The organism is Mesorhizobium sp. LSHC412B00, from assembly GCF_000503035.1.
GTDB lineage: Bacteria > Pseudomonadota > Alphaproteobacteria > Rhizobiales > Rhizobiaceae > Mesorhizobium.
The window spans coordinates 798,469-810,541 of record NZ_AYWB01000001.1 but is presented as its reverse complement, the minus strand read 5'-3'; the positions used below and the strand labels follow the sequence as shown (position 1 = coordinate 810,541).

General features: G+C 64.7%; 12 protein-coding genes. 6 read left to right on the top strand and 6 right to left on the bottom strand.

Annotated features, from left to right (window positions below):
- Nucleotides 1-97 precede the first annotated feature (97 nt).
- The 3 genes from cdd to deoA are packed head-to-tail and all read left to right on the top strand — an operon-like array spanning nucleotide 98 to nucleotide 2,640.
- Nucleotides 98-490 carry a cytidine deaminase gene (gene cdd / locus X757_RS0133300; protein ID WP_023683183.1) on the top strand — a complete coding sequence of 131 codons (393 nt, stop codon included), beginning with the start codon at nucleotides 98-100 and terminating at the stop codon, nucleotides 488-490.
- A gap of 12 nt (nucleotides 491-502) precedes the next feature.
- Nucleotides 503-1,321, top strand: a complete 819-nt coding sequence (locus X757_RS160845) for a purine-nucleoside phosphorylase (protein WP_023686468.1) — start codon at nucleotides 503-505, stop codon at nucleotides 1,319-1,321.
- Nucleotides 1,321-2,640, top strand: coding sequence for a thymidine phosphorylase (gene deoA, locus X757_RS160850; protein ID WP_023683185.1), 1,320 nt, complete (start codon nucleotides 1,321-1,323; stop codon nucleotides 2,638-2,640). Before X757_RS160845 ends, deoA begins: the two co-directional genes overlap by 1 nt.
- 9 nt (nucleotides 2,641-2,649) lie before the next feature.
- Here the strand turns inward: deoA and X757_RS160855 are convergent, their stop codons facing one another.
- The 3 genes from X757_RS160855 to X757_RS160865 form a co-directional block, all read right to left on the bottom strand.
- Nucleotides 2,650-3,213 (bottom strand): TIGR02281 family clan AA aspartic protease, encoded by a 564-nt coding sequence (locus X757_RS160855; protein ID WP_023683186.1) that lies wholly within the window; start codon nucleotides 3,211-3,213, stop codon nucleotides 2,650-2,652.
- Nucleotides 3,214-3,342: 129 nt separating this feature from the next.
- Nucleotides 3,343-3,972, bottom strand: a complete 630-nt coding sequence (upp, locus tag X757_RS160860; protein WP_023671129.1) for a uracil phosphoribosyltransferase — start codon at nucleotides 3,970-3,972, stop codon at nucleotides 3,343-3,345.
- Nucleotides 3,973-4,107: 135 nt separating this feature from the next.
- A complete protein-coding gene (locus X757_RS160865) occupies nucleotides 4,108-5,079 on the bottom strand; it encodes an adenosine deaminase (RefSeq protein ID WP_023683187.1) in 972 nt (323 codons plus the stop codon).
- Between the two features lie 133 nt (nucleotides 5,080-5,212).
- On the opposite strand from X757_RS160865, the gene ubiE reads away from it, so the two are divergent.
- The 3 genes from ubiE (at nucleotide 5,213) to coaBC (ending at nucleotide 9,079) form a co-directional block, all read left to right on the top strand.
- A complete protein-coding gene (gene ubiE, locus X757_RS160870; protein WP_023725222.1) occupies nucleotides 5,213-5,974 on the top strand; it encodes a bifunctional demethylmenaquinone methyltransferase/2-methoxy-6-polyprenyl-1,4-benzoquinol methylase UbiE in 762 nt (253 codons plus the stop codon).
- Nucleotides 5,971-7,545 (top strand): 2-polyprenylphenol 6-hydroxylase, encoded by a 1,575-nt coding sequence (gene ubiB, locus X757_RS160875; RefSeq protein WP_023671132.1) that lies wholly within the window; start codon nucleotides 5,971-5,973, stop codon nucleotides 7,543-7,545. The genes ubiE and ubiB overlap by 4 nt, the downstream gene beginning before the upstream one ends.
- A gap of 67 nt (nucleotides 7,546-7,612) precedes the next feature.
- Nucleotides 7,613-9,079: a bifunctional phosphopantothenoylcysteine decarboxylase/phosphopantothenate--cysteine ligase CoaBC gene (gene coaBC, locus X757_RS160880; RefSeq protein WP_023725221.1), complete on the top strand. Its 1,467-nt coding sequence runs from the start codon at nucleotides 7,613-7,615 to the stop codon at nucleotides 9,077-9,079.
- Nucleotides 9,080-9,200: 121 nt separating this feature from the next.
- Here coaBC and X757_RS160885 read toward each other — a convergent pair whose 3' ends face one another.
- From X757_RS160885 to X757_RS160895, 3 genes are all read right to left on the bottom strand, one after another.
- The gene (locus X757_RS160885) at nucleotides 9,201-10,637 is read right to left on the bottom strand and encodes an MFS transporter (RefSeq protein ID WP_023725220.1); all 1,437 of its coding nucleotides are present in this window, start codon (nucleotides 10,635-10,637) and stop codon (nucleotides 9,201-9,203) included.
- Nucleotides 10,638-10,830: 193 nt separating this feature from the next.
- A complete protein-coding gene (locus X757_RS160890) occupies nucleotides 10,831-11,310 on the bottom strand; it encodes a DUF992 domain-containing protein (RefSeq protein WP_023683192.1) in 480 nt (159 codons plus the stop codon).
- An 89-nt stretch (nucleotides 11,311-11,399) separates the two neighbouring features.
- Nucleotides 11,400-11,873, bottom strand: a complete 474-nt coding sequence (locus tag X757_RS160895) for a DUF992 domain-containing protein (protein WP_023725219.1) — start codon at nucleotides 11,871-11,873, stop codon at nucleotides 11,400-11,402.
- Nucleotides 11,874-12,073 lie beyond the last annotated feature (200 nt).

Below are 12,073 nucleotides of genomic sequence, written 5' to 3'. Positions count from 1 at the left end.
CAGGAGCACTGCGTCGAACATGCGGCTGGTGCTCGAAAGGCGCCAGGAAAACGCAAATGGCCGGGTTTTGACCACGATCGTCGGAGAGAACACCTGAATGTCGCATGATCTGTTCGAAGCCGCGCAGGAGGCCATGGCCAAGGCCTACGCGCCTTATTCGAAGTTTCCGGTGGGTGCGGCGTTGCGCACCGAAGACGGCCGTGTCTTCACCGGCGCCAACATCGAGGTCGCGTCCTATCCGGAAGGCTGGTGCGCCGAGACCACGGCGCTCGGCCATTACATCATGGGGGGTGGCGGCAAGATTGTGGAAATCGCCGTCATTGCCTCGCGCATGGCGAAATGCTCGCCCTGCGGCGGCTGCCGGCAAAGGCTGGCGGAATTCTGCCGGCCGGACACAAAGCTCTATCTTTGCGACAACACCGGCGTGGTCGAGACCGTGACCATGGGCGACATGCTGCCCTACGGGTTTCGTGGCGACATTTTGAAGTGAGAGTTGGCTGATATGAAGGAAGCTCTGGACCACCTCGTTGAAAGGCTGGACGGGTTGGCGCCGACAACGGCGATGGTGCTGGGGTCGGGCCTTGGCGGGCTTGTCGACCAGGTCGAAAATGCCGTGCGCATCTCTTATGCCGACCTGCCGGGTTTCCCCCGCAGCGGGGTGACTGGCCATGCCGGCGAGGTGGTCGCGGGGCTTTTCGCCGGCACGCCGGTGCTGATGCTGTCCGGCCGCGCCCATTATTACGAGCACGGCGTTGCTGCTGCAATGCGGCCGGCGCTGGAGGTGCTTGCCGGCATCGGCATCACCAAGCTGATCCTTACCAATGCCGCCGGCTCGGTCGATCCCGACATGCTGCCAGGATCGGTGATGCTGATCACCGACCACATCAATTTCTCCGGCTCCAACCCGCTGATCGGCGAGCCTAGCGACCGCCGCTTCGTCGGCCTGACCGAAGCCTATGATGCCGGCTTGCGCGCGGCGATCGAACGGGCGGCGAAGGCGACAGGGACGGCGCTGCACAAGGGCGTCTATATGTGGTTTTCCGGTCCGTGTTTCGAAACCCCTGCTGAAATCCGCATGGCGCGCGTCATGGGCGCCAATGCGGTAGGGATGTCGACCGTGCCGGAGGTCATTCTCGCCCGCTTCCTTGGGCTTCGCGTAGCCGCCTGTTCGGTGATCACCAATCTCGCCGCCGGGATGACCGGGGCGGAACTGTCGCACCAGGAGACCAAGGACATGGCGCCGATCGGCGGCGCACGGCTGGCGACGATCCTTGCGCATGTGTTCCAGGATGGGTTGCCGGAGCCGAAGGGCGCTGCCTGATGCTTCCGCAGGAAATCATCCGCCGCAAGCGCGACGGCCAGAAACTGTCCCCGCAGGAGATCTCGGCCTTCGTCGCGGGCGTGACTTCGGGCAGCGTCTCGGACGGCCAGGTCGGCGCCTTCGCCATGGCCGTGTTCTTCAACGGCATGAACCGCGACGAGGCGGTGGCGCTGACACTGGCAATGCGCGATTCCGGCGATGTGCTCGACTGGTCGGACCTGCCGGGTCCGGTCACCGACAAACATTCGACCGGCGGCGTCGGCGACAATGTCTCGCTGATGCTGGCGCCGATCGTCGCCGCTTGCGGCGCCTATGTGCCGATGATCTCCGGCAGGGGCCTTGGGCATACCGGCGGCACGCTGGACAAGATGGATGCCATCCCAGGCTATATCAGCCAGCCGGATATCGCGCGCTTCCGCAAGACGGTGCTCGAGACCGGCTGTGCCATCATCGGCCAGACCGCCGATCTCGCGCCCGCCGACCGTCGGCTCTATGCGATCCGCGATGTGACCGGAACGGTGGAATCGGTGCCGCTGATCACTGCCTCTATCCTGTCGAAGAAACTCGCGGCCGGCCTGCGGTCGCTGGTGCTCGACGTCAAGGTCGGCAATGGCGCCTTCATGGAGAAGTCGCGCGACGCGACAGCACTGGCCAACAGCCTAGTCGAGATCGCCAACGGCGCCGGCCTGAAGGCCTCGGCGCTGGTCACCGGTATGAACGAGCCGCTGGCGTCGGCGGCCGGCAACGCGGTCGAGGTGCGCAACGCCGTCGATTTCCTCACCGGAAGGTTCCGCGACAAGCGACTGGAGGATGTGACGCTGGCGCTGGCCGCCGAAATGCTGCAATCGGCAGGGCTGGCGTCGTCCAATCAGGACGGTCTCAGGCGCGCGGCCGAGACGCTGGCCGGCGGCCGCGCGGCAGCCGCCTTCGCGCGTATGGTCGCAGCCCTTGGCGGTCCCGCCGATTTCGTCGAGAAGCCGGAAAAATACCTGCCGAAAGCGGCGGTGGAGTTTGCGGTCAAGGCGACAGGCAACGGTTTTGCCACCGCTATTGCCACCCGCGATATCGGCCTTGCCGTGGTCGGGCTCGGTGGCGGGCGCACGCGGCCGGACGACAGGATCGACCATGCGGTCGGCATCACCAGGCTGCTGCCGCTCGGCGCCGAGGTGCGGGCCGGCGAGCCGCTGGCGCTGGTCCACGCCCGCACGCAAGTGGAGGCCGAAGCGGCCGCAGCCGCCGTGCTTTCGGCCTATACGATCGGGGCGTCGAAACCAGCCGCCGACAAGACTGTCATCCGGCGCGTGCTGCCGCGCGGGTAGCGGAACGCGCTACTGCACCAGCAACAGTGTGCCGTTTTCGACCTGGTATTTTGCCAGCCGCTGCAAAAAGCTCATGCCAATGAGGTTGGTGCGCAGAGCCTTGTCGTCGAGCACTACCGCCTGGACGTTGTCGACGCTGATCTTGCCGATCTGCAGGCGATCGATGTTGACCACGGCGGCCCTGATCGCGCCATTGGCGGTGTTGACCTGCTGGTTGAAGTCCGACGGGTTGAGCGAGATGCCGATGCGGCGCGCCGTCGAGGTGTTGATGGCGACCAAAGTGGCGCCGGTGTCGATCATGCCGTCGACCTGGCGGCCGTTGAGCTTGAAGGCGGAGGTGAAATGGCCGCGCTCGTCGGCCGCCACCAGGACCTTGCGACCGGTGGGCAGCGGTGCGGCCGGCTTGCCGGGAACCGAGGCCATGTTCAGTTCGGGCTGAGGCTGCGCGGACGGCTTGCCGGCGACGGTCGACTTCAACAGGTTGTCGAGAATCTGCGGGTTCGACTGATAGACGATCGGGATCGATGCCGACGTTCCGGCGAACACGCCCAGAATGAGAAGCTTGCGCAGCATGAACGGACCTTCGTGAAGGCCCATTCTCGTGCGCACATGGTGTTTGCCGCTTTAACGCCAACCCGAAACCGCGGCTTTGCGTAAACGGGCGGTAAACGACTGGATGTCAGCTGGCCTTGCCAGCCGCCGTCATTTGGTTCCGTACATGCGGTCGCCGGCATCGCCGAGGCCGGGCATGATGTAGCCCTTCTCGTTGAGCTGGCGGTCGATGGAAGCGGTAAAGACCGGGACATCCGGATGCGCCTTGGTGAAGCGCTCGATGCCTTCTGGCGCCGCCAGCAGGCAAAGGAAACGGATGTTGGTGGCTCCGCGCTCCTTCAGCTTGTCGATGGCCGCGATGGCCGAGTTCGCGGTCGCCAGCATCGGATCGACGACGATCACCAGCCGGTCGGCGAGATCGCTCGGCGCCTTGAAGAAATATTCCACCGCCTCCAGCGTTTCGTGATCGCGGTAGAGGCCGACATGCGCGACGCGGGCCGCCGGGACCAGGTCGAGCAGGCCTTCGAGCAGGCCATTGCCGGCGCGCAGCACCGAGGCGAAGACCAGCTTCTTGCCTTCCAGCGTCGGCGCTTCCATGGTTTCCATCGGGGTTTCGATGGTCGTCGTCGTCAGTTCGAGGTTGCGGGTGACCTCGTAGCCGAGCAGCAGCGAGATCTCGCGCAGCAGCCGCCGGAAGCCGGCGGTCGACGTCTCCTTCTTGCGCATGATGGTCAGCTTGTGCTGGACAAGCGGGTGGTCGACGACGGTGACGCCCTGCATGGGTTGCTCCAGTGAATGGTGAATAGTGAATAGTGAATAGTGAGCAGGTTTGCGAGTCCCGATGGATCGATCATTGCCGTTGACAGGCCGAACCGCCGGCAAACCAATCACCAATCACCAGTCACCAGTCACCAGTCACCTCTTCGCATCGAGCCGGGCAAGCAGCGCGCTTTTCGTCTTCCTGTCGACGAAAGCCGCTTCGATCGCCGTCCTGGTGACGGCGGTCAAAGCTTTTTCATTCATGGAGAAATGCTCGGCGGCGATGTCGTATTCGCGCTTCAGCGAGGTCCAGAAATAGGGTGGGTCGTCGGAGTTCAGCGTCACCTTGCAGCCGGCCGCCTGCAGGGCAGGCAAAGGGTGATCGGCGAAACTGTCGTAGACTTTGAGCGCGATGTTGGAGCCGGGGCAGCATTCGAGCACGATGCCCTCATCGGCGATGCGGCGCACCAGGTCGGGATTTTCGATGGCGCGCACGCCATGGCCGATGCGCGAGGGGCGGATGTGGTCGAGTGCGGCCTGCACCGTCTCCCAGCCGGTCAACTCGCCGGCATGGATGGTGATGCCAAGACCCGCTTCACGGGCGATCTCGAAGGCCCTGACATAATCCTCCATCTCGCCCATGCGTTCATCGCCGGCGACGCCGAAGCCGGTGACCAGCGGATTTCCGCAGCGCGCCGCAAAACGCGCCGCCTGCTCGATCGATTCGACGCCGACATGGCGTACGCCGGTGACGATCATGCGGCCCTCTATGCCGGTCTTGGCTTTGGCGCGCAGCATGCCTTCGCCGAGCGCATCGGTGTAGGCCTTGGGCGACAGGCCGGCCCTGACGGCATGGTCGGGCGAGGTGAAGACTTCGGAATAGATGGCGCCGTCGCGGGCAAGGCTGGTCAGATAATGGTCGGCGAGGCGGGCATAATCCTCCTCGGAGCGGAACAGGTCGGCGGAAAAGTCGTAAGCCGCGAGGAAAGAGGTGAAGTCGTGCCAGACGAACGAGCCGTTCTGGATATAAAGCGAGGTGTCCTTGCCGTATTTCTGCGCCTGGCGGACGACGAGTTCGGGCGCCGCTGCCCCCTCGATGTGGCAGTGCAGTTCCGCTTTCAAAGGCATGCAGTTATCCCGTCTCATCAGTCCAGGCCGTAAGCCCACCACCTGGAAGCGCGGCCGAACACCGCGCCTTAAACAATAGCGCCCGCACCATCGATCGGCTATGGTCCCGCCGGTTTTATGACGGATCAAAATAATGTCAGTTGAGAGAACCACGGCCGCGGGCGGCATGGAAACCTCCTATGGTTTCAAGAAGGTAGGGCCAGGCGACAAGCAGCCTCTGGTCAATGAGGTTTTCCACAAGGTGGCGAACCGCTACGACCTGATGAACGACCTGATGTCGGCCGGGCTGCACCGGCTGTGGAAGGATGCCATGGTGACATGGCTCAATCCGCCGAAACGTCCGGGCTGGAAAGTGCTCGACGTGGCGGGCGGCACCGGCGACATCGCCTTCCGCATCGTCGACGCCAGCCATGGCAACACGCATGCCACGGTGCTCGACGTCAACGGCTCGATGCTCAGCGTCGGCCGTGACCGCGCGGAGAAAAAGGGCCTGTCCGGCAACACCGATTTCGTCGAGGCCAATGCCGAGGAACTGCCTTTCACCGATAGCACCTTTGACGCCTACACCATCGCATTCGGCATCCGCAACGTGCCGCGCATCGATGTCGCGCTGACGGAAGCCTTTCGCGTGCTGAAGCCCGGCGGACGGTTCCTGTGCCTGGAGTTTTCCGAGGTCGAGATGCCGCTGCTGGACAAGGTCTACGAAGCCTGGTCGTTCAACGCCATTCCGCAGATCGGCAAGATGGTGACGGGCGAGGGCGAACCCTATTCCTACCTGGTCGAATCGATCCGCAAATTTCCCAATCAGCAGAACTTTGCTGCCATGATCNGCCGCCCTGCATTCGGGCTGGAAGCTTTGAGGCACCACAGTTTGCAGCAGCAGGGTAGGCGATGAGCAGCGTCGGCGCCGCCTTTCGGCTCGCGCGGGCCGGCTGGGTGCTGGTCCGCGAGGGCGTGATCGCAGCACTGCCGGGCGACGAACTCGGCGGCCTGCCGAAATTCGGCTGGCGCATGGCCCGGCTCTTCACCCGCCGCCGCGCACTCGCTTATGAGCGCAGCGACCGGCTGGCCAAGGCGGTGGTCCGGCTCGGACCCTCCTACGTCAAGCTCGGCCAGTTCCTGGCGACGCGGCCTGATGTCGTCGGCAACGACATGGCGCTCGACCTCGCCATGCTGCAGGACAAGATGCACACTTTTTCGCAGGCGGAAGCGGTGGCGGCGATCGAGGGCTCGCTCGGGCGCAAGATCGGCGAACTCTATACGCAGTTCGGCGGGCCGGTCGCGGCGGCCTCCATCGCCCAGGTCCATCCCGCGCAGGCCATGCATGACGGTGTCGATACCAAGGTGGCGGTGAAGGTGATCCGGCCTGGCGTGCGCCGCCGCTTCTTTCAGGATCTCGAAAGCTATTTCCTCGCCGCCCGGCTGCAGGAGAAATACATCCCGTCGTCGCGCCGGCTGCGGCCCGTCGAGGTGACCGAGACGCTGGCGCAGACCACCAAGATCGAGATGGATCTGAGGCTCGAGGCGGCCGCGCTTTCGGAACTTGGTGAAAACACCAAGGATGACCCGGGCTTTCGCGTGCCGTCGGTCGACTGGGAGCGCACCGGGCGCGATGTGCTGACCATGGAATGGGTCGACGGCGTCAAGATGAACGACATCGCCGGCCTCGCGGCGGCGGGGCACGATCTGAAGGCGATCGCCACCAACCTGATCCAGTCGTTCCTGCGTCACACGCTCCGCGACGGCTTCTTCCATGCCGACATGCATCCAGGCAATCTGTTCGTCGAGGCCAATGGCAATATCGTCGCCGTCGATCTCGGCATTGCCGGACGGCTCGGCAAGAAGGAGCGCCGGTTCCTCGCTGAAATCCTCTACGGCTTCATCACGCGCGACTATCTGCGCGTCGCCGAGGTGCATTTCGAGGCCGGCTACGTGCCGCGTCAGCACAATGTCGCGGCTTTCGCGCAGGCCATTCGCGCGATCGGCGAGCCGATCCATGGCCAGCCGGCTGAAACCATCTCGATGGCGAAGCTTCTGACGCTGCTCTTCGAGGTCACCGAACTGTTCGATATGGCCACGCGGTCGGAACTGATCCTGTTGCAGAAGACCATGGTGGTGGTCGAAGGCGTCGCGCGCACGCTCGACCCGGCCTTCAACATGTGGAAGACGGCCGAGCCGGTGGTCGGCCAGTGGATCGCCGGCAATCTCGGGCCGAGCGGCCTGCTGATGGACGCGCGCGACGGCGCCAAGGCGCTGCTGGCGCTGGCCCGCCAGGCGCCCGATCTTGCCGCTCGCACCGAGCGGCTGTCACGCGAGATCGATTTTATGGCGGAGCACGGCCTCCGCTTCGACGAGGCGACATCGCGCGCCATCGGCAAGGCCGAAGCCCGTTACACCCGCTCGGGCCGGCTGGCGCTGTGGGTGATCGCGCTGACGCTGGTTTACATCGCGTGGAAGCTGCTCTGATCGCTTGCAACGCTAGCAACGGTGGTGCTAGCGTTGCAGTCGCGCCATTGATGTCGCGGAGCAAGTCATGGGCACCATTACTGTCCGCAATCTAGCTGACGACGTGAAGCAGAAATTGCGTGAGCGCGCTGCGGCGCGCGGGGTGTCGATGGAGGAAGAGGCGCGTGATGCGCTTGCCAAAAGCGTGCTGTCGGCGGAAGCCGGCATGCCCGAGAGCGAAACCCTCTATGCAACAATCCGCCGCTTGGTTGAGCCTCATGGAGGTTTTGACATCGATCTGCCCGAGCAAGGTCAATCCACAAAAACGCACAAAACCCTCGACGGCAAGCGCATCCTGCTGATCATCGGCGGCGGCATCGCCGCCTACAAGGCGCTGGACCTGATCCGCCGGCTGCGCGAGCGCGGTGCGGCGGTGCGCGTCGTGATGACATCGGCGGCGCAGGAGTTCGTCACCACGCTTTCGGTCGGCGCGCTTTCGGCCGACCATGTCTTCAGCGAATTGTTCGACCGCAATGACGAGCACGATGTCGGCCATATCCGCCTGTCGCGCGAGGCCGACCTTCTGGTAGTGGCGCCGGCCACTGCCGATCTGATGGCCAAGCTCGCCAACGGCCATGCCAACGATCTGGCCTCGACGGTGCTGCTCGCCACCGACAAGAAGGTGCTGATGGCGCCGGCGATGAACCCGAAAATGTGGTCGCATGCCGCGACGAGCCGCAACCGGGCGACGCTCGCCAAGGATGGCATCGCCTTCGTCGGCCCGGCCAAGGGCGAGATGGCGGAAAGCAACGAGGCGGGCGAGGGCCGCATGGCCGAGCCGCTGGAGATCGTGGCAGTGATCGAGGCACTGCTCGACAGCAGGCCGAAGCCGCTGGCCGGCCGCAGGATCATCGTCACCTCGGGGCCGACGCATGAGCCGATCGACCCGGTGCGCTACATCGCCAACCGCTCTTCGGGCAAGCAGGGCCATGCGATTGCGGCAGCGCTGGCAAGACTGGGCGCGGATGTACGCCTGGTCTCCGGTCCGGTTGGCATTGCCGATCCGGCCGGCGTTGTGACGACACATGTCGAGACCGCGGCCGAGATGAAAGCGGCCGTCGAACAGTTGTTGCCGGCGGACGCCGCGGTCTTCGTAGCTGCCGTCGCCGACTGGCGCACCGCTGGCACGGCCGGCGAGAAGATCAAGAAGGTGGCGGGCCAGGGCCCACCGGCGCTGCAAATGGTCGAAAACCCCGACATTCTCGCCGGCGTCGGTCATCACGGGCAACGGCCGGGGCTGGTTGTCGGCTTCGCCGCCGAGACGCAGGACCTGATTGCCAATGCCGAGGCCAAGCTGAAGAAGAAGGGCGCCGATTTCATTGTCGCCAACGATGTCTCGCATGAAAGCGGCGTCGGCCCCACCGGCGTCATGGGCGGCGACCGCAACAAGGTGCGCATCGTCTCGGAGGACGGCGTCGAGGAATGGCCTGAGATGGGCAAGGACGAGGTGGCGGCGCGGCTCGCCGCGCTCATCGCCGAGCGTTTGCAAGCCTGAGCGGCCGCCGGTCCGCAATCAGGCACGGGCCATGGTCTTGCAAGCAGCCTTGTGGTCGAGGGCATTTGACGCCGACAGCGCCGGCGGAATGCTGTCGCCAAATTCTCCATCCGCCGTGCCCTCAGCCTGTCGCCAATTGCGGCCGGCGTGCCGCCAAAGCCATCTTCAACGCCGCCAGGCAACCGACAATGCCAAGTGGCACGAAGGCCAGGTACAGCCAGCCGGCGACGTGCGCTGCTGCCTCGCGGTTCAGCCCGTCCGAAAAGCCGCTGGCATTGGCGATGATGCCGGCCATGGCGGCGCCCACGGCGTAGCCGATGCGCTGCATGGTCGGCACGGCGGCCGAGGCGATCGTCTGCTCGCCGTCGTGGGCCGAGGCGACGATGATGCGGGTCAGGAAGGGCCATGACACGCCGAAGCCACCGCCTTGCAACAAAGCGCAGAGCAGGATCAGCGGGATCGAGCCGGCGGGGATGGCATAGGCGAAACCCGCGAGGCCGGCTGCAATCATCAGCGCGCCGATGACGAGGATCTGCCGTTCGCGGTGCAGCGGCGCATTGGCGACGGCGATCGACAGGATCGACCAGGCGATCGATTCGGCGGCGATGATGTAGCCTGTGGTCAGGATCGGGATGCCGTGCAGCGTGGTAAGCAGAAGCGGCCCGTAGATGGAAAAAGAGACTGTCGCCACCGAGAAGGCGGCAACCATGGTCATGCCGCTGCCGACCGGCGAGCGCCATGAGAACAGGCCCGACGGGAACAGTCGCGATTGCGGCTTCATGGCGTCGACGAAAACGAACAGCGCCAGGCCGGCGAGGCCGAGGGCCAGCAGCAGCGACGAGCGCAGCAAGGCGACGTCGACGCCTGCGGTGGCGATCAGCACGACGGCGATGGCGAGGCAGCCAAGTGCTGCATAGGGGAAGGGCGGCGATGTGCCGGCGGCGGCCTGCGGCTTCGCCGCTTCCGGCGTGTTCAGGACGATGAAGCTTGCCGATGCCATGGCAATGCCACCCAGCACGAAGACGCCGAAGGCCCAGCGCCAGGACAGGAGCTCGACCATGATCGCGCCGAGCATCGGGCCGCTGAACGCGGCGACGCCCCAGATCGCCGACATTATGCCGAACAGCTGTGGCCAGATGTTGCGGTTAAACAGCCGCTCGACCGAGACGAAGGCCAGCGACACCAGCGCACCGCCGCCGAGCCCCTCGACCAGACGGCCGGCAAGAAACACCGGCATGGACGGCGCGGTGGCGCAGATCAGGGCGCCCACGGCATAGAGCAGGGCGGCGACCGTGACGTTGGAGCGTAGAGCGACATAGCTGACCAGCCGCCCCGCCGCAGCGCCGGCGACAATGGCGCCGAGCTCGTAGACGGCCAGCGACCAGCCGACGAACTGCACACCGGCGAGGTCCCCGACCATGGCCGGCATGACCGTCGCCACCATCGTCTCGTTGGTGGCGTGCAGCAGGATGCCGAGGCTGATGAAGCAGAAGCGCGCGAGGTCGCCGCTTGCCCACAATGCCCGCCAGTCGACCTTGTTGCTGGTGATTTCAGTCATTCTTTTACCCTGCCTTTGCATATCTCGATGCCGGCGCATGGCGCCAGAAGCCAGTCGGGCTTTCCGGCGGGGCCATGCGCGCTGTTTCAGTCAGGCGAGTTGTAAAACCTCAAGCGCAGTTGAGCTCAAGTGGCTTTTTATCGAAGTGCAAACGGTCGAGATTGGCCGGAAGCCTCTCCGCTTGATGCGCCGGTCAGTTCTCAATGCTGCGCAGCTGAAACTGGCTGACGCCGATGGCAATGTTGATACCGGTCTGCGTCTGCAGGCTGAGCGGCTGCAGGGTGAAGGCCTGCGAGGAGCCGCCGACCAGGAGATTGGCGCCGGCGCCGACCGCCGCCGTCACTTCGGCGCTGGCCCCGATATAGTCGCCGGCCAGCGCGCCGGGCGCATAGATGTTCCTCAGCGGCGTCAGCACCAGCCATTGCATGACGGTCTGCTTGGTGGTGCCGATGTCGAGCCCGTATTTGTTGACGGCGCCGAAATAGGCTTCCGGCGAAAAGCTCTTGTCGGCCGGCGTGAAGGTGCAGCTCAGATCCTTGCTGGAGCCGAAGATGAAGCCGGTGCCGCCGCCGATGGCGCAATCGAGCACACCGAGTTCGATGCCCTGGTCTTGCGCTTGGGCCTGGGCGGTACAGATGATGGTGATAGCGGCGGCGATGGCTGGTTTCAGCACGGCGGATCCCCCAAAAAGCATGCGGCGCGAAACAGTAACCTGTTCCGCGCCGCGCGTAGAGGGATCAGTCGATACTTATTTGCCGATGCTTATTTGAACGAGTGGATCAGCTCCAGGGAGGTCACGGCGACCGCTACATTGACGCCGGTCTGCGCCTGGACGCTGAGCGGCTCCAGCACAAAGGCGCCGTCGAGCCCGCCGACCAGCAGATTGGCGCCGCCGCCGGTCACCACGCTCGCCTCGGCGTTGACGCCGTAATAATGGCCGGCAAGGTCGCCCTCGTCATCGCCGCGGGTGGCGGCCAGAACCGCCCACACCAGCTGGCCCTGATGCGTCTGGCCGAGATCGACCCCGAGCTTGGAGATCATCCCCGTGTATTTCTCGGACGGCCCATGGTGATAAGGGCGGAACGTGCAGTCGACGCCCTTGTTCGACGTGATGACGTAACCGACGCCGCCGTCGATGGTGCAATCGAGCGTGCCGAGCTGAAGCTTGCCGGCGCTGGCGGGAACGGCAAGCAGCGTCGTGGCAAGTGCCGCGGCACAGATGATTTTCTTGATCATGGGTCAGTCCTTTCGAAAATGCCTTCAACAACGGTTGAATGGCCCGGAGCGTTCCGCTGAAAACTTGGCGCGATCAAGGCAGGGGTTAACGCTTTGCCCCGGTGGTTAAGATTGGGTGATAGTGGGGTTTTCTGGATACGCAATCCGTAGCGGAAGGGCTCTGCGCTTTCCCGGGGAGAAACCGCTCACGCGGCGCACCG

Bases quoted from the DNA above. Each gene is read 5' to 3' on its own strand.
- X757_RS160845 (WP_023686468.1), top strand. From the start codon at position 503: ATGAAGGAAGCTCTGGACCACCTCGTTGAAAGGCTGGACGGGTTGGCG.
- upp (WP_023671129.1), bottom strand. From the start codon at position 3,972: ATGCAGGGCGTCACCGTCGTCGACCACCCGCTTGTCCAGCACAAGCTG.
- X757_RS160895 (WP_023725219.1), bottom strand. From the start codon at position 11,873: ATGATCAAGAAAATCATCTGTGCCGCGGCACTTGCCACGACGCTGCTT.
- X757_RS160865 (WP_023683187.1), bottom strand. From the start codon at position 5,079: ATGCCTTTGAAAGCGGAACTGCACTGCCACATCGAGGGGGCAGCGGCG.
- X757_RS160885 (WP_023725220.1), bottom strand. From the start codon at position 10,637: ATGACTGAAATCACCAGCAACAAGGTCGACTGGCGGGCATTGTGGGCA.
- X757_RS160855 (WP_023683186.1), bottom strand. From the start codon at position 3,213: ATGCTGCGCAAGCTTCTCATTCTGGGCGTGTTCGCCGGAACGTCGGCA.
- ubiB (WP_023671132.1), top strand. From the start codon at position 5,971: ATGAGCAGCGTCGGCGCCGCCTTTCGGCTCGCGCGGGCCGGCTGGGTG.
- coaBC (WP_023725221.1), top strand. From the start codon at position 7,613: ATGGGCACCATTACTGTCCGCAATCTAGCTGACGACGTGAAGCAGAAA.
- cdd (WP_023683183.1), top strand. From the start codon at position 98: ATGTCGCATGATCTGTTCGAAGCCGCGCAGGAGGCCATGGCCAAGGCC.
- deoA (WP_023683185.1), top strand. From the start codon at position 1,321: ATGCTTCCGCAGGAAATCATCCGCCGCAAGCGCGACGGCCAGAAACTG.